Source organism: Butyrivibrio proteoclasticus P6B7 (assembly GCF_000622085.1).
GTDB classification, from domain to species: Bacteria; Bacillota; Clostridia; order Lachnospirales; family Lachnospiraceae; genus Butyrivibrio; species Butyrivibrio proteoclasticus_A.
The window spans coordinates 39,676-55,502 of the sequence record NZ_JHWL01000003.1 but is presented as its reverse complement, the minus strand read 5'-3'; the positions used below and the strand labels follow the sequence as shown (position 1 = coordinate 55,502).

Genomic DNA, 15,827 nt, shown 5'->3' with positions numbered 1-15,827 from the left:
GGGTAATTGAGAGGGAATGCCATGACTCAGGAAAAGAAACAGGAAATGACATTAAAAATATCTCAGGCCAACAAGACTCAGATGATAACGATCCTCTATGAAATGGTTCTTGAGTACCTTGATGAGGCAATGGACGATCTTAGCATAGGCAAAAAGGAAGATGCCCAGAAGGCTCTTTCCAATGCCCAGAGCTGTATCGATGAGCTGATAAGATCTCTGAACCTTAAGTACTCACTGGCCAAGGATCTTCACAAGTTGTACATCTACTTCAAAAAAGAGCTTATTGTAGCCGGAGCCACCTATAGTATCCACAAGATCTGGAGAGTAGCCCAGAACATTAAGTCACTGTGCGAGGCTTATAGAGAACTGGAAAAAGAAGACACCAGTGCACCGATGATGGGAAATATCCAGACCGTTTACGCAGGTCTTACCTACGGAAGAAATAGCCTTAACGAGGCGGTTACAGCGGGATCTTATAACCGAGGATTTATGGCTTAAGAAAATCTTAAGATAATTAATTTTGACCTTGTTTTTGGGAAAATAAAAAAGAGATATTAACGCATATTCAAATATCGGGGCAGTCTCATTATTGCGGAAAATGAGCACTGCTCCGATATTTTTGTGTCAAAAAACAGTGTTTGGTTTTCATCGAACAAAAAATGAAGGTATGAAAAATCATAAAAAATTGAGGGGTTTACAAAAAAAGAAAATGATGATAGATTTTTAAATCGCGAGCTCGAATTAAGTTTTAGAGAGGAGTCGATATCAATAAACGCATTTCTTATTCTGTTCTTGTCTGGAGCAGCGTTTACTGATCTGTACAAGAATAAGATCTACAATTTCTGGGTGATCCCGGCACTACTTATAGGGATCATCAATAGTATAATCCAGGGACACGATAGAATATTTGACATGGTTGTGGCAATTGCAGCAGCATTCGTATTTCTTTTTCCCGTATACCTTTTAAAGGGGATCGCCGCTGGAGACGTTAAACTTGTTATGTCTTTAGCATCTTTTTTATCTATGCAGGACCTAATATCCTGTATCCTGATTTCTTTCCTCATTGCAGGAATTATTTCAGCAGTAGTTTTGATTTTTAGCAGACGTAAAAAAAGAACAATCCATTTTGCAGTTCCAGTACTGATGAGTGCTTTGTTCATAATGGGAGGATTGGCATGAGTATGCTTAAACTGGCAATCTGCGACAGCGAAGAGGTCTATTGCAGAAGGCTTGATGAATATCTACGAAACAATTTGGGATTGTCCTTTGACATCTATTCATTCACAGGAGTTGACCTTCTGAATGATTTTGCCAGGGATAATGAGATAGCTCTTTTGCTCTCTTCGGAAAAAGAGTTCCTGACTCTGCAAAAGAATGGGGTAAAAGATATATGTTCCAATATCATAGTGCTGGATGAACAGCAAAGATCAGTGGTCTGCGAGGATTCTTGTGATGAGGGGATGCTTGTTGAACATGTAAGCAAATATCAGCCGGCGAAAGGCATTGTGGATGAGATTCTTTCATTCTGTACGAAGGCACCAAAGGGATTTGAGGGTCTTGGAAATTATCAGACCCATGCAAATGGAAGGCTAATAGGTTTCTACACGCCCCATAAGGGAGCAGGACAGACAACCTTAGCAAGGAAGGTGGCTCAGAGGCTGTCAGAAAGGGGAAAAACAATTTTTTTAAGTCTTGAAAGTTTTTCTGCTCTGACCTTTGCCCTGGGCGGCGAGAGTAAGGAGAATCTGTCGGATCTTCTGTACTATGCAGACTGCGAAAGAGATAAGTTCTGCCTGTATCTTGAGAGGATTAAGACCAATGTGGAAGGAGTGGACTTTATAGCCCCTGCTAAGACAGCTTCCCAGATAAAAGAAATCGACCATACAAGATTTAAAAATCTGTATGATCTCATTGTTTCTGAAGGCGGATACAACTACGTAGTTCTTGATATGACGGATTATCCAGAGGGCTTTCTTGATATATTAAGGATGTGCGATGATGTTATAACCATCACTCGAAACGGCGAAGCAGATAACTTTGTCCTGGGCATGTACGAGGATGTTCTTAGAGAAAACAGCTATGAAGATGTTTACCTTAAGACCTTTAAATGTCAGGTTCCAGACCAAAGGGAGTCTTCCAGATATAACAGCGTTGTGGACAGCATCATAAATAGGGAGGAGCCTTTGGATGAATCTAAGGGATAATGATCTTAAAAACCAGATAAAGACTGGAGTCATGAACTCGATAGATTTTTCAAAGGACATATCTGATGAAGAAATGTACGAGCTCATTGACCGGCAGATGTACCAGGCCACAAGGAACAAAGCTCTTTCTGTTGAGGATAAAAAGAGATTACGAACTCAGCTCTTTCATTCAATCAGAAAGCTTGATGTTCTGCAGCAGCTTGTGGATGATCCGAAGGTCACGGAAATCATGATAAATGGCACCGACAATATTTTCATTGAGAAAAACGGAGCCATTACCAAAAGTGATGTAACCTTCGAATCAAGAGAAAAGCTTGAGGATGTGGTTCAGCAAATAGTTGCCTCCTGTAACAGGGTGGTAAACGAGTCATCGCCCATAGTAGACGCCAGGCTTTCAAACGGAGCCCGAGTCAATATTGTACTTAACCCAATCGCACTAAATGGTCCCATCATCACCATAAGAAGGTTCCCGGATGAACCTATTACGATGAAGACCCTTATAGAAATCGGTTCTATTTCAAAAGAACTAAGAGATTATCTGGAAATTCTGATAAAAGCAGGATATAACATTTTTATCTGCGGTGGTACCGGTTCAGGTAAGACCACCTTCTTAAATGCTCTGTCTGATTTTATCCCAAAGGATTTACGAGTAATAAGCATAGAAGATAACGCTGAGCTTCAGATAAGAGGCGTGCCAAACCTTGTAAGGATGGAGGCAAGAAACGCCAATGTTGAAGGTTGTAAAGCAATCTCAATCCGAGATCTGATCAAATCTTCCCTTCGTATGAGGCCAGACTGGATCATAGTTGGCGAGGTAAGAGGTGCGGAATGTATCGATATGCTGCAGGCTATGAACACGGGTCATATGGCAATGTCAACAGGACACTCCAACAGTGCATCAGATATGCTTTCCAGAATAGAGACCATGAGCCTTATGGGAATGGACATTCCGCTTCCTGCCATCAGAGGCCAGATTGCCTCAGGCATAGATGTGATAGTCCATCTTGGACGATTAAGAGACAGATCCAGAAAGGTTCTTGAGATAACAGAACTGAGAAAAGAGATAGATCCAATAAGTGGAAAAATTTCAATGAATACACTGTTTAAATTTGAAGAAAAAGGAATTGATCAGAATGGAAAAATCATAGGAGAGTGGAATAGAATTGGAAAACTTGAAAATACTGAAAAACTATTGGCGGCAGGCCTTAAACTATAAGCCATCATTTTCTGACCTTCCTTATGTTATTCAGGGAGTTGGAATTGCCTTTGCCTTTGGAATGCTTTTCTATGATTCATATATTGCAGTCATAGCTCTTTTACCGATTGTCATTCCCTGGTTCATCTATCAGAAAAGATTGGAGAAGATCAGGAACAGAAGGATCATTGGAATACAGTTCATGGACGCCATGATCAGCGTCACCACCAATCTCAAGGCAGGGTATTCGATTGAGAATGCCTTTAGAGAAGCTGGAAAAGATATGGTTTTGCTCTACGGAAAGAAAAGCATGATCTGTAGCTACTTAAACAGAATATACAAAGGTATTGCCAACAATATCCCGTTGGAGAAGCTGCTTATCAACTTTGGAAATGAGTCTGAAAATACGGATATTCAGGATTTCGCCGGCGTGTTTGCAATAGCAAAGAAAAGCGGCGGCAATATGACAGAGATAATTTCAAGAAGTGTCTATGTTATTTCTAAGAAGATTGAGGTGGAAAAAGAAATTGATGTTCTTGTAAGTGCTAAGAGGATGGAGGCAAGAATCATGAACCTCGTGCCTTTCTTTATCATCCTTTATGTAAGCATCACAAGTCCAGGCTTTTTTAGTCCGCTGTATCACAATCTGTTTGGAATAATCTTAATGTCTTTATGCATGGGTGTTTATATCGGTGCATATCTTCTTTCAGAAAAAATAGTAAATATCACAGTTTAGAAAAGGATAATCTATGTTTTTTATCATCTACCTGGCTTGCCCGGTTTTTATTCTGGTGCTCTGGTTCTTTTCAAAGGACCTGGAACTACCGGATACGATCGTGGAAACAGGCATAAGCAGGGAGCTTCTTAAGATCTCTCTTTTTATCTATAAAAAACTAAATAAACGAAAGTTCCGTGGAAAGGAGAAAGTTCGAACCTACCTGGGAAGCCTTAGCTATCAGAAGGATATGGGCAAAGCTCTTTGTGACTACTACATAAGAAAGATAAGCATAGTGCTGATTCTGGCATTTGCCGGAAGTATTCTGGCTTTTCTGATCCATCTGTCCAGTCAGTCCGGGAGCATCTTGGATCAGGACAGTAATCTCATACGAAATGACTATGGACAGGGCGATTTTACAGCATATCTGGAGGCGGAGGATGAAGAGGGAAATCTGATCGGAGACTTTGACGTTCTGATTGGCGAGCAGCTCTATACAGAGGAAGAGACTAAGACCTTATTTGATGAGGCTTCTGCGGAAATGGAGAAGCTGGTGTTAAAAGACAATGAGTCTTTTGACAAGGTCACTTCTGATCTGGATCTTATGGAAAAGCTTCCGGGATATCCCTTTGAGATTTCCTGGCGAATCGACAACTATCAGGTGATTCATTTCGACGGAGCTCTTATTGAAGACAACATCCCAAAGGGCGGAGAGATAATCACTCTTACTGCCACTTACAAGTATAACGACCTGTCTTATGTTCAGGTCATGCATGCAAACATATGCCCAAAAGAGCTTACCAAGGAACAGGAAATGTTTAAGGCTATAGCGGGGCTTATCGATAAGGCTGATAAGGATTCTGTGTATGAAAAGAAAGTGGCGCTTCCCCAGGCTTATGGAGATAAGACGCTGATCTGGAAAGAGCGAATCGAGGACAACAGCTTTATCTTCCTTGTGCTGATGCTTGCTGCAGGCGGCGCATCCTTTGTCCTTAAGGATAAAGAGCTAAAGAAAAAAATGGAGGAGCGCGATAAGCAGATGCTTAACGATTATCCTCAGTTCGTGTCACAGCTTGTTCTCTATCTGGGAGCAGGAATGACAATGAGAAATATATTTGAAAGGCTTTCTGCCTCATATCAAAAGAAGAAGAAAAAGACCCTGGAGAAGAGATACCTCTATGAAGAGGTGGAAAGATCCGGAAGAGAGCTTCTTAGTGGTATGAGTGAGGGAAGCGTTTATGAAAACTTTGGCCTAAGGTGTGGCGGGCAGCAGTTTGCAAGACTTAGCACACTTCTGTCTCAGAACCTGAAAAAGGGAAATGGAGAGCTACTTAAGCTTCTTCAGGAAGAGTCACAAAAGGCCTTTGATGACAGACTGGATAAAACCAGAAAAATCGGCGAAGAGGCAGGAACTAAATTGCTTCTTCCAATGATCATGATGCTGGTAATCGTCATGGTGATCATCATGATACCTGCATACCTGGCGTTTTGATCTAGAACAATTTTGGATACGAAGTAATTGCAGAATCTCTGCATTTACATAAATAAAATAGCGCAATGCGCAAAAGGAGGAAAAATGAATAATTTCAAAAACAAAGTGAAGAATCTTGGAGGAAAGGCTGTAAAGGGAATTAAGAATTTCTGGAACGATGAGTCCGGAATGGGAACTGTAGAAGTAATTCTTATCATCGTTGTTCTTATTGGTCTTGTAATTGTCTTTAAGCAGCAGATTTCTGGAATCGTAGAAGATGTCTTTAAAACAATCAGAGAAGATACACGTGCGATCACGAACTAAAGGGTATCTTACTGTCTTTTTATCACTATCGATAACAATCATTCTGTCTCTTATCCTGGCTCTCTATCAGGGAGCCAGAATAGGAGCTGTAAAAATGAAAACGGAATGCGTGGCAGACATCTCCATGAATTCTGTGCTTGCTGAATACAGCAGGGCTCTATATGAGCAATATGGCTTATTGATGGTTGATACATCCTATGGGACAGGGAATCATTCAATCCTTAATACCCAGGAGCATTTAAGAAATTATGTGCAAAAGAACTTTGACAGAAGCAAACTTGGTGCCATCAGGAACGCCCAGACAATGACTGCAATGTACTGCAAAGAGGCTAATATCACGGGATATTCCTTTGCTTCCGACAATGGAGGCGCGGTACTCAACAGACAAATCCTTGCCTATATGGGCGCAGAACCTGTGGAAGGACTACTGACAGACGTTGAAAATAATCTGAAAAGCCTTCAGGAGGGAGAACTTGATACTACCGACGTTGAGGCTATGGCCAGAGCGAATCAGGAGGAACTAAACAGCATAGAGCTCCCAACCTTTATAAATGACAAGGGAGAGGAAGAGGAGCAGTCTCTGGGAAATCCCGCAGATGCTGTAAATGCGACTAAGGGATTTGGCGCGCTCAGCTTATCGGTGAAGAATACAGATAACATTTCAAAAGCTACAACCAATACGTCAGCGCTGATATCTCATAGAGAACGAAATAAAGGAACTGGATTAGACGACACTGAGGACATCTCTCTTTCAGAAAGAGCTTTGATTGAACAGTATTACTACGAAAAGTGCAGTCGCTATGGCGCAGAAATGGACAAAGCAGTATTAAAGTACCAGCTTGAATACCTTATCTACGGCGAAAGTAGTGACTATGCAAATCTTGAGAAGATGGCAGAGTGCCTTCTGTTTTGGAGAGAAGCTTCAAATATGCTTTATCTCTTTTCAAACTCACAGAAAATGAATGAGCTCGACGTTATAGCCAGTGCAATTGCACTGCTGGTAAGGTGTCCGGATATTAAAGATCCACTTAAATACTCCATGGCCTTTGCCTGGACCTTTGCAGAATCCATCAAGGATCTGAATATTCTGTTTAGCGGAGGACGAGTTCCACTGTTTAAAAGCGATGAAACCTGGCAGTTAACTTGGACCAAGGTGCTATCCTTTAGAGATTTTTTAAACGGTGGAGACTGCGGCTCGGGACTATACTACGAGGATTATTTAAGAATCAGGCTTCTCATGACATCTTCTGACGTAAAGACAGTCCGCATGATGGATGTGATCGAGATGGATGTAAGAAATACAGACGGCAACAGTAATTTTAAGATGGATTATTGTCTTGATATTTTCAGAGCGGAAATTGTAGTAGGCACTAAATATGGCTATGAAGCCAAGATAGAAAGGATATACGGATATGAACTTTAAGGCAAAAAAGGCTCTTATAGAAGCTGACAAGGGCACTTCTTGCATAACTAAACCTCTAAAAAATAAGATAATGACGTTTCTCCAGACGACAAAAACTCCTAAAGAAGTGCCTTTATCTGCTTCTATAACAGTTGAGGCGTCGCTGGCGCTGCCTTTTTTCATATTCTTTTTTGTAAATATTCTGGCAGCCTTCAACATTATTAAGGTTCAATCAGACCTTGAAGCAGCTCTTCATCAAACCGGAAATGAGATCTGTATTCGCGCCTTTGATGAAAGGTTTGGAGCCAATCTTGTTCTTGGAGAAGAAGATATGTCTTATGACGAAGGCCTTGAGGGCTATGCCACTGCCGGTGCCTTCTCGGTATATGCAGCAAATAATGTAAGAAGCTATGTGGGAGACTCAGTAAACGAGAGCTGTGTAAAGAACGGCCTAAATGGGCTTAGCTTTTTCTCGTCTCGAGTGCTGTTTAGAAATGACATTGTGGACATCGTGGTGGACTATAAGGTCAAGCCCCTTATCTCTATGATCGGATTTAGTGAATTTCCTGTTCAAGGCAGATACTATGGGCATGCCTGGACTGGCTATGACCTGAGCTGCGAAACGCAGGCCGAAAGCGGAGACGATGAGATCGTTTATGTTACAGAGCACGGAGAAGCTTATCACAAAGACATCAATTGCAGATATCTCAAGATAGACATTAAAAGCATTGAGTTTAACTCCTTGGACACGGCAAGAAATAGTGACAGACACAAGTATTATCCATGCGAATACTGCGGAGAGAACGTGGCTGGCGGAAATGTCTTTGTCACAGATTACGGCGAACGATATCACACCAGTGTTAACTGCCCTGGCCTAAAAAGAAAAATCTATACCATCAGGCTATCTGAGGCAGCAGGCTACAGGGCTTGTAGTGGGTGTGCACATTGATGAAAGGAATTGGAGAAATGATTTTTACCATTATTATCATGTTGATCCTTATTGGGGCAACCTTTGAGGACCTTAGAAAAAAGAGTATACCTATTATTCTGGTTGGAATGGCAGGCCTGGTATCAGTTATTTGCGTTGGTCTTAATCTCTATTTGGGAAATAATATCCTTCCAGATACCATGTTATCTTTCTTGCCAGGTCTGGCCATAATTGGAATTGCATATTCCACAAAGCAGGCCATTGGCTTTGGCGATGGTCTTATGATCTGCAGCATAGCTCCGGTTTTTGGAACAGAGAATCTTGTCACAGGCGTATTTCTGGCTTTTCTGTTCAGTAGTGTTGTTTCGATAGTTCTTTTTATACTAAGGAAAGCTACAAGAAAAACACAGATTCCGTTCCTGCCATTTATAACACTTGGAATGGGGGTGGTGGCCTGTGCGCAGATTTAAAGGTTATATGACGCTGGAGGCTACGCTTATTATGCCTATGGTCATCTGCGTTTTTGTGTTGCTCATCTATTTTTCATATTACATGTATGGAAGATGCATCCTTTCACAGGACTGTTATATTCTGGCTTTTCGAGCCAGCAGAGCAACCCTTGAGTACAAAGATGATCCGGCAGGTTTTGTTGAATACAAGGCTGCGGATCAGGCTGGCAAGAAGTATTTTGGCACATCCAAACCATCCTTTACAGGATCACTATCAGGAAAAGATTTCTATGTTAAAGGAAATATAGATGTTAAGCATGGAGCCATGGGCACATATTTCTTGAAGCCCCAAGATGGATGGGACGTAGAAGCCACCCTGAAGGCAAGAAAAAGAGAATATACCAAGCATATTAGATTATTTACCAGACTTAGAGATCTTGGTAAAAGCGTTTTGGAATCGGATTAAGGAGAATTGAAGATGGAATACAGTTATTATAGAGATTTAAAGCATAATTACCTTGTTGTTGAAAGAGATAGTAAGGATGAGAAGGAAAATGGTGGAACCTACCAGCAGAAGATTCTTGAAAGCGGTAGAGTTGAAGGCCTCCTTCCTTGCAACATCAGAAATATCAACGGGAAGAAGTATTTCTACTATGAAATTAATACAATGCAATCTGTGAAGGATAGATTTCTTTCCCATGGAATGAAATATGATCAGTTAAAAAAGCTGTTTCTTGACATGAAGAATATGATGGAAAGCCTTTCTGAGTTCCTGCTTGGTGAGGAAGGTGTCGTATTTAACATCGACAATATCTTTTCTGATCTGTCCAAGGATGATTATAAGTTCATGTATTATCCATTTGCAGGAGAAAAAGGCTCTTTTGCGGAATTAACAGAGCAGCTTCTAGAGATGGTAGATCCTGAAGATGCCAAGGCAAACGAGGTTATTTACAGCTTGTGCGACCATGCGCAGACAAAAGGAGCCATCACCATTGCAGCTATCGATACATACTTTAAGGATGACGAAGAGGTTATTGAGCATATCCCAGAGAAGGAAATCCGCGTGGATTACTTCGTTGATGACGATATTGACGAGGATGATTTCGAGGAAAAAGAGACAAATCTTGAAAAGAGTAACAAAAAGCTTGGCGGCAGGGTTCAGATCCTTATGTCGCTCCTATTCTTTGGCCTTATTGCAGGGGTAATGTATATCAGAATGACCTACATTCTTACTAATATCGAAAACATCCTTTCAATTGGTGTTATGGGTGTTTCAGCGGTAACTGGCGTGATCTCCCTTATTACGGGTGTTAGAGACTTTAGTGGTAAGAAGGAGAAAAGAACTACCAAGGTCACAGCGCAATTAGAGGATGAGGACTACTTTGAGGACGAAGCTGATTATGGCTACTACGAGAGTAAGGACCCTTACAAAACTCCTATCAGAGTCACTGGCAATACAACAGAGAAGAAAAAAGAGTTATCAGAGACAACGGTACTTAATATAGAAGATGAATTTGATAACAATATTACTTTATATAGTAGAAACTTGAGTAAAACTATCAGAATTGAGCTGGATAAGCTTCCTCTTACTATCGGCAAGATGGAGGAATGCGTAGACAGAGTGCTTGAAGATTCCAGCATTTCAAGGATTCACTGCAGGTTTGTATCTGACGAAGGAAGGCTTGCACTGATTGACTTAAACAGCACCAATGGCACCTATAGAAATGGACTTAAGTTAAAGGCCCAGGAAAAGACCTATATCGACTCCGGAGATGAGATAAGAATAGGTAGAATTTGCTTCGATTGTAGATGATTTATGATATAATACCCTTAAATAGTTGGAGGGGTATCCATGAAGATAAATATCTATTATGGCGGCAGAGGAATCATCGATGATCCTACTCTGTACGTAATCTCACAGATCACAGCGGTTTTACAGGAATTAAATGTTAAAGTTCAGCAATACAATCTCTATGAGCAAAGAAATGGAATAACAGCACTTCCTAATACACTTAAGGATGCAGACGGTATTATTCTGGCCTCCACAGTGGAATGGTATGGTGTAGGTGGGTACATCATGCAGTTTTTGGATGCATGCTGGCTTTATGGAGACAAGGATAAGATCAAGCAGATCTATATGGCACCTGTTGTCATGAGTACTACCCATGGCGAGAGAGAAGGCATGATGAGCCTGACTTCTGCATGGGAGATGCTTGGTGGTCTTCCTTGCGATGGTATGTGCGGCTACATTGCTGATACAACCAAGCTTGAGAACAGCAATGAGTATTCCAAGATTATCGAGAAGAAGACAGAGAATATTTATAGAACAATCAACCAGAAGATGGCGGTATTTCCTGCTAGTAACAGGGCTGTCATTAACAAGGTTGCTACATCAAAGGGCATCGACCTGACACCACAGGAGTCTGAACAGCTTTCAGAATACGCATCAGACGATAAATATGTTCGTAAGCAGAAGGAGGATCTCCAGGAGCTTGCAAGCATATTTAGAGACAAGATGGGACAGGATGAGTCTGCTTCAGGCAATTCTGAGGAATATATCAAGATACTTGAAAAGAAGTTCACTCCAGTTGCGGGTATCAGAGCAATGTACAAGATTGTGTTCTCTGATAATTCGAGACTAAGTCCAATAGTGCTTGATGTAGAGAACAGCAAGCTTACATGCCGTACCGGGGATGAGGATGGATGTGATGTCGTTATAACTTCAGACCAGAGAGTGTTTGAGGATATTATTGATGGCAGGATTACATTCCAAAGAGCCTTCATGGCAGGCAACATCAAGATGAAAGGAGACTTCAAGCTTCTTAGAAGTCTGGATCAGCTTTTTGAGCTTATGACAGAGTGAAGTAGAGTTATTAATGAGTAGTTTTTTTGGTGGTTCTGGATATATGGATGCTCAGGATAGAGTTTATAAGACGGCCTACGTCTGTTATGGAATACTGGTTATTACGCTGATTGCCTACATCATTGGCAATATTATAGCCCCGGTTTTTCAGTATTGGGGTGACCTAAGACCTGACAGAGTGCTGGTTTATCGAGAGTATTACAGACTGGTAACACCCGTGTTCTTACACGAAGGTGTTGAGCATATTGCGGGCAATATGATAATGCTTTTTGTTTTCGGTGCTCTTATTGAGAATTATACCGGTCATCTTGTTTTTGCAATTCTGTATTTAATGACTGGTATAGCAGGCAATGTGCTTACTATTCATTATGAGCTGGAGATGGGCGAGGACTTTGCTTCTCTCGGAGCCAGCGGTGCAGTAATGGGCATCATTGGATTTACCTTTGCCTGGGTCATCGTTCGAGGAATCAGTTCACTCGGGAACAAGGCTATGCTCGGCAGATTTATGGTTTTAGGAATATATGTTTACAGATCTGTGCAGTACCAGGAGGGCGTCAACAATATTGCTCATATTGGCGGATTTGTGGCAGGATTCATAATTGGAATAATCAATATAGTCATATTTAAAAACAACAAACGTATGGAGGGACTAGAATAATGGAAGATTGCATTTTCTGTAAGCTCGCAAATGGAGTATTTCCAACTAATAGTATATATGAGGATGACAATTTCAAAGTGATTCTTGATAACGGCCCTGCAACTAAGGGTCATGCTCTTGTTTTACCTAAGCAGCATTATGAGAACCTTTTTGAGATTCCTGAGGATACTCTCAAAGAGGCAGCAGCAGTGGCTAAAAAGGTGGCTTCTACAATGAAAGAGAAGCTTGGCTGCGATGGCCTTAATCTGGTTCAGAATAATGGAGAGGCTGCAGGTCAGACTGTTATGCACTTCCATCTTCATATTATTCCAAGATACAACAATGATGGACAGCATATTTTATGGAAGCCAACAAGCCCATCACCAGAAGAGCTTGAAGAGATCAAGAATACTATAATTGGAGCATGATGGAGTTTATATGCGCGAGATCAACGTACAAGACGTAACAGAAGTAGTAAAGCAGATGTGCATAGATGCCAACTATCACCTCTCCAATGATATGAAAATGGCAATATCTAATGCTGAACAGGAAGAGGAATCTCCTCTTGGCAGACAGATCTTTTCCCAGTTAAAAGAGAACCTTCAGATAGCTGAAGAGGACATGATACCGATATGTCAGGATACAGGAATGGCTGTATTCTTTTTTAAGGTAGGCCAGGATGTTCATTTTACTGGAGGAAGTCTTGCTGACGCCATTAATGAAGGTGTGCGCCAGGGCTACACAGAAGGATATCTTAGAAAATCGGTTGTAAAGGATCCTCTTATAAGAACAAATACTGGCGACAATACCCCAGCTGTTGTCCATTACGATATTGTTCCTGGAGATAAGGTAGAAATAACCTGTGCTCCAAAGGGGTTTGGCAGTGAGAACATGAGTAGAGTATTCATGCTCAAGCCAGCTGATGGAGAAGAGGGCGTTAAGAATGCTATTCTCCAGGCTGTTAAGGATGCAGGGCCTAATGCGTGTCCTCCTATGGTTGTGGGAGTTGGTATTGGTGGAACCTTCGAAAAGTGTGCAGAGATGGCCAAAGAAGCTTTGACCAGAGAGACTGGAACTCATTCTCCTATCCAGTATGTTAAAGATATGGAAGAAGAGCTTCTTGAAAAAATCAACGCTACTGGCATAGGTCCTGCCGGACTAGGCGGCAGAATTACTGCTCTTGCTGTTAACATCAACACATATCCAACACATATCGCAGGCCTTCCTGTTGCTGTAAACATTTGTTGCCATGTAAACAGGCATGTTAAGAGAATTCTGTGATCATTGCTATATATGTCAATCGAGACATAATTCAACTGTACTATTACTACGAGGATAATAATGAATATAGAAATAACAGCTCCAATAGATAAAGAAAAGATAAAAGACCTGAAGGCTGGAGATATGGTGTATATATCAGGTACGATATACACAGCTAGAGACGCTGCCCATAAGCGCATGGATGCTTCTCTTAATAATGGAGAGACTCTTCCTATAGATTTAAAGGGTAATCTCATATATTATATGGGCCCATCTCCTGCGAGAGAAGGAAGACCTATAGGTTCTGCAGGTCCTACTACTGCCAGCAGAATGGACAAGTACGCACCTAGGCTGTTAGACCTGGGACTGGGCGGAATGATCGGCAAGGGTAAAAGATCTAAAGAGGTCCTGGATGCTATAGTTCGCAATGGCTCAGTTTACTTTGCTGCTATTGGGGGTGCTGGAGCTCTTTTATCAAAAGCTATAGAAGAGTCAGAAGTAATTGCATACGATGATCTTGGCACTGAGGCTATAAGAAAGCTTAAGGTAGAACGCTTTCCAGCTATAGTAGTTGTGGACTCTGAGGGGAATAACCTATATGAGACTGCAATAGAAGAATATAGGAAATAATAAAAGTAATTGACAAAGTATTATGGGCTTTGTATAATTACATTTGCGTCTTGGCAATATGACAGACGTAGTTCAGAATTCATAACCACATATTGGTAGAGGGATTCAGGCATGGAGAAATACTCAAGTGGCTGAAGAGGCGCCCCTGCTAAGGGTGTAGACCGTTCGCGCGGTGCGCGGGTTCAAATCCCGCTTTCTCCGTTATTTTTGAGAAGTCAGTAATGAAGCGAAAAGCAATTCAAAGTCGCTTTATTACTGGCTTTTCTTAGTTAAAATATTTTACCTGTGGTAAAGAAAATTTACCCACAAGTCAAGATATTTTACTCACGAGTGCACACGAAAATGCACACGAAAGATTAGAGGTTGATTGCATCCTGGAATGTTTTCTCAATAAATTCATTCGTAAGGTGCACATATTTCTTTCTGGTAGAGCTAAGTGCATTGTCATAGATCGTGGTCATTATATGGCTGTCCTTTGCCCATCCACCGACTTCCTCGATATATTTAGAGGGTATGTTTAAATCGCTTCTAAATGAGGCTGCAAAGTGTCTTAAATCATGTAGTCCTGCAGAGACTCCACTGTGCTTGCGGAGGCGATCATATCTCTTCCACAGGTTAGTAGGATTCATTTTAAAGAGATACTCCTCTGGATCATCTGTCTGTGGCAGCAGGGCAATGATATTCTTAGGGAGGTACACAGTTCTCATTGAGTCACTGGTCTTTGGTAGCTCCTTATATTCATAGGATCCTGCAGGAGTGATCACCATATCTGCATGTACCGATACGCTGCAGAGATCCCTTGAGATATCCTTCTGCTTAAGTGCGCAGATCTCCCCTCGTCTTAAGGATCCGAAGGCAGCCAGACACACAATAGCCTTCTGGATCTCGTCTGCATTCTTAAGAAGCGTGTAGACTTCTGAGATATCTGGTGTGTTAAGCTTGCGCTTGATCTTCTGAGGATATCGCAGCTTAAACTTTCGATCATTGCCTGCGTAGTCTAGGACGGATAGCAGGAAGCCGATCCTGTTCTTGATAGTCTTTTGAGATACACTGACACTCATATCATTTATTATTCTTTGGATATCCTGGGTAGTTACATCTGCTGCAGCCATATAGAATAGCTGCTCAAAATACTGTTTCATCTTCTGATAGTTCACAATAGTAGAGGGGCTTAAGATCTTGGAACGATCCGCAATGTAATTGTCTATAGCCTTCTCCACTGACTGAGGCGAGTACATATCTGTCTTTACATCCAGTACCCATGCTGCTGCCATATTTTCAGACATGAGCTTAGCTCTCTTAGAGTCTCCCTGGCAGGAGTCTGGGTGCACAGTAAATGATTTACGGACAAGCTTGCCTCCGATCTTCTTTGATACCTGCGTGCGCCACGCACCACTAGGTAACTTTAATGCTTTAGCCATCTGCGCCTCCTTTTTACCACCGAGACTCAACGCCATTGGCACAATCACTGTAGCCATCTTTGTATGCTTCTGAGTACATCTCGTTATAATAGATATCGTGGTCTTTGAAATTAGTAAGTCCTTCCTTGAGACCTTCATCATATCCAGTTTCGTATCCAGTCTCGTACCCTGCATCAAAGTATTCCTCTTTGCTTTCTGCAGAGTAGTAAGAAGCTGTGACTTTTGGTTTTACATCCTGTGGTTTAATAGATCTTGCAATAGCTGCAACAGCTATTGTGTAAGCGAGGAATACTGCTACATAAATGATCTTTTTCATAGGCGGCACCTC

General features: G+C 41.5%; 19 protein-coding genes and 1 tRNA gene. 18 read left to right on the top strand and 2 right to left on the bottom strand.

Annotation, left to right across the window (positions count from 1 at the left end; translation table 11 throughout):
• Positions 1 to 21 precede the first annotated feature (21 nt).
• From T541_RS0103470 to T541_RS0103385, 18 genes are all read left to right on the top strand, one after another.
• Positions 22 to 498: a flagellar protein FliS gene (locus tag T541_RS0103470; RefSeq protein ID WP_026651366.1), complete on the top strand. Its 477-nt coding sequence runs from the start codon at positions 22 to 24 to the stop codon at positions 496 to 498.
• A 186-nt stretch (positions 499 to 684) separates the two neighbouring features.
• Complete coding sequence (locus T541_RS0103465; RefSeq protein WP_081779837.1) at positions 685 to 1,179, top strand: A24 family peptidase; 495 nt, start codon at positions 685 to 687, stop codon at positions 1,177 to 1,179.
• Positions 1,176 to 2,204 (top strand): hypothetical protein, encoded by a 1,029-nt coding sequence (locus T541_RS0103460; RefSeq protein ID WP_026651364.1) that lies wholly within the window; start codon positions 1,176 to 1,178, stop codon positions 2,202 to 2,204. The genes T541_RS0103465 and T541_RS0103460 overlap by 4 nt, the downstream gene beginning before the upstream one ends.
• Positions 2,188 to 3,420 (top strand): CpaF family protein, encoded by a 1,233-nt coding sequence (locus T541_RS0103455; protein ID WP_026651363.1) that lies wholly within the window; start codon positions 2,188 to 2,190, stop codon positions 3,418 to 3,420. The genes T541_RS0103460 and T541_RS0103455 overlap by 17 nt, the downstream gene beginning before the upstream one ends.
• A complete protein-coding gene (locus T541_RS0103450) occupies positions 3,368 to 4,135 on the top strand; it encodes a type II secretion system F family protein (protein ID WP_051538070.1) in 768 nt (255 codons plus the stop codon). The genes T541_RS0103455 and T541_RS0103450 overlap by 53 nt, the downstream gene beginning before the upstream one ends.
• A 13-nt stretch (positions 4,136 to 4,148) precedes the next feature.
• Positions 4,149 to 5,606 carry a type II secretion system F family protein gene (locus T541_RS0103445; RefSeq protein WP_026651361.1) on the top strand — a complete coding sequence of 486 codons (1,458 nt, stop codon included), beginning with the start codon at positions 4,149 to 4,151 and terminating at the stop codon, positions 5,604 to 5,606.
• 84 nt (positions 5,607 to 5,690) lie between these two features.
• Complete coding sequence (locus T541_RS21800) at positions 5,691 to 5,909, top strand: Flp1 family type IVb pilin (protein ID WP_034465919.1); 219 nt, start codon at positions 5,691 to 5,693, stop codon at positions 5,907 to 5,909.
• Between the two features lie 94 nt (positions 5,910 to 6,003).
• Complete coding sequence (locus T541_RS0103435; protein WP_026651360.1) at positions 6,004 to 7,332, top strand: DUF5702 domain-containing protein; 1,329 nt, start codon at positions 6,004 to 6,006, stop codon at positions 7,330 to 7,332.
• A complete protein-coding gene (locus tag T541_RS0103430; RefSeq protein ID WP_026651359.1) occupies positions 7,322 to 8,260 on the top strand; it encodes a hypothetical protein in 939 nt (312 codons plus the stop codon). The genes T541_RS0103435 and T541_RS0103430 overlap by 11 nt, the downstream gene beginning before the upstream one ends.
• Positions 8,260 to 8,709: a prepilin peptidase gene (locus T541_RS0103425; RefSeq protein WP_026651358.1), complete on the top strand. Its 450-nt coding sequence runs from the start codon at positions 8,260 to 8,262 to the stop codon at positions 8,707 to 8,709. Before T541_RS0103430 ends, T541_RS0103425 begins: the two co-directional genes overlap by 1 nt.
• Positions 8,696 to 9,154 carry a TadE family protein gene (locus tag T541_RS0103420; RefSeq protein WP_155839457.1) on the top strand — a complete coding sequence of 153 codons (459 nt, stop codon included), beginning with the start codon at positions 8,696 to 8,698 and terminating at the stop codon, positions 9,152 to 9,154. Before T541_RS0103425 ends, T541_RS0103420 begins: the two co-directional genes overlap by 14 nt.
• A gap of 12 nt (positions 9,155 to 9,166) precedes the next feature.
• Positions 9,167 to 10,501, top strand: a complete 1,335-nt coding sequence (locus T541_RS0103415) for a DUF6382 domain-containing protein (RefSeq protein ID WP_026651356.1) — start codon at positions 9,167 to 9,169, stop codon at positions 10,499 to 10,501.
• 39 nt (positions 10,502 to 10,540) lie between these two features.
• Positions 10,541 to 11,551 carry an SCP2 sterol-binding domain-containing protein gene (locus T541_RS0103410; RefSeq protein WP_026651355.1) on the top strand — a complete coding sequence of 337 codons (1,011 nt, stop codon included), beginning with the start codon at positions 10,541 to 10,543 and terminating at the stop codon, positions 11,549 to 11,551.
• Between the two features lie 13 nt (positions 11,552 to 11,564).
• A complete protein-coding gene (locus T541_RS18715) occupies positions 11,565 to 12,209 on the top strand; it encodes a rhomboid family intramembrane serine protease (RefSeq protein WP_081779836.1) in 645 nt (214 codons plus the stop codon).
• Entirely contained in the window at positions 12,209 to 12,616 is a 408-nt protein-coding gene (locus T541_RS0103400; protein WP_026651353.1) for an HIT family protein, read from the top strand. Before T541_RS18715 ends, T541_RS0103400 begins: the two co-directional genes overlap by 1 nt.
• A 10-nt stretch (positions 12,617 to 12,626) precedes the next feature.
• Positions 12,627 to 13,469 (top strand): fumarate hydratase, encoded by an 843-nt coding sequence (locus T541_RS0103395; RefSeq protein WP_026651352.1) that lies wholly within the window; start codon positions 12,627 to 12,629, stop codon positions 13,467 to 13,469.
• A 60-nt stretch (positions 13,470 to 13,529) separates the two neighbouring features.
• The gene (locus T541_RS0103390; protein WP_026651351.1) at positions 13,530 to 14,078 is read left to right on the top strand and encodes a Fe-S-containing hydro-lyase; all 549 of its coding nucleotides are present in this window, start codon (positions 13,530 to 13,532) and stop codon (positions 14,076 to 14,078) included.
• A 113-nt stretch (positions 14,079 to 14,191) separates the two neighbouring features.
• A tRNA-Ser gene (locus T541_RS0103385) sits at positions 14,192 to 14,279 on the top strand.
• A gap of 155 nt (positions 14,280 to 14,434) precedes the next feature.
• Here the strand turns inward: T541_RS0103385 and T541_RS0103380 are convergent.
• A complete protein-coding gene (locus T541_RS0103380; RefSeq protein WP_026651350.1) occupies positions 14,435 to 15,499 on the bottom strand; it encodes a tyrosine-type recombinase/integrase in 1,065 nt (354 codons plus the stop codon).
• Positions 15,500 to 15,512: 13 nt separating this feature from the next.
• The gene (locus tag T541_RS21580; protein WP_026651349.1) at positions 15,513 to 15,815 is read right to left on the bottom strand and encodes a hypothetical protein; all 303 of its coding nucleotides are present in this window, start codon (positions 15,813 to 15,815) and stop codon (positions 15,513 to 15,515) included.
• Positions 15,816 to 15,827: the final 12 nt, after the last annotated feature.